1 protein-coding gene is annotated in these 949 nt (G+C 58.3%); it reads left to right on the top strand.

From position 1 onward, the window contains the following. Positions 1-632 precede the first annotated feature (632 nt). A partial coding sequence (locus tag G3480_RS26880; protein ID WP_206171933.1) for a hypothetical protein occupies positions 633-949 on the top strand: 317 nt, incomplete at its 3' end.

Genomic DNA, 949 nt, shown 5'->3' with positions numbered 1-949 from the left:
TCGTACATTCCGGCCACGAGCCCCAGGTGATTGAGGACCTGGCTGCTGTAATGGCGTGGACTGGCCATGGAGCCGGTTTCGATATGGACGGCCATGCGTGATTCCCTCTCAAATGTTCGCGAACAGCGCGATGATAGGGCAATCGAGGGGACGGCTTCCGCTGGAGGGAGGGCTGTGGAATAACGGTGCTCAGCCACGATGACGGGCGTTTTGTTCGTTTTTCGTGTGCGAGATGACGACACCTAGACTGAAAATCAGCAACAAAAAACTCGTTATTACACGTTATGGCGTGCGGAATGTCGGGTAAAGGCCAGTCGGGGCGCAGAAAGTGTCCATCAATCCTTTCCCGATGCGATCGATGCCGCCCGAAATCCCCTCGAGCCCCCTTTGCGAAAGGGGGGGAGTTGTTGATGGGCGCTTTCGCAGAGGGCCGCACCTCCGCGTGCCGCCGCCTCTCTTGGCCGCCATCGTTACGGCACTGCGTGCTGACGGCAGCAATTCCCGCTGAAAATTTTTTCTCTTGAGCGACAATGGGTTGGAGCAGCCTGAAAAAAAGTTCTTCGTAGACTTTTGGCGCCGACTCGGTAGACTGGCCGGCATCATTTCAGTGTCGGATTGAGAGGGGGGTGCTGATGAGCGCTCCGTTTTGCCGCAAGCATCTCAGCATTGAGGGGCTGCTGAAAGAAGCGCATCGGGTGTTTCGTCGAATCCCCGATGCACCGGGTCACGACATCGCCTTGGTCGATCATCTGATGTCAGGGCTAGCGCTCTTCGGGTTGAAGTATCCCTCGCTGCTGCAGTTCGACCAGGACTGCCGGGAGGAGACGACGCGAGCGAATCTCAAGGCCCTCTACGGGATTGAGCAGGCCCCGAGCGACACCCGCCTGCGCGAGCGTCTCGATGAGCTTGCCCCCAGTCATGTGCGCCCGCTGTATAAAGCCTTGCTGAG

Source organism: Thiorhodococcus mannitoliphagus, from assembly GCF_010915725.1.
GTDB lineage: Bacteria > Pseudomonadota > Gammaproteobacteria > Chromatiales > Chromatiaceae > Thiorhodococcus > Thiorhodococcus mannitoliphagus.
The sequence above is the reverse complement of the archived record's forward strand: the minus strand, read 5'-3'. Positions and strand labels throughout refer to the sequence as shown.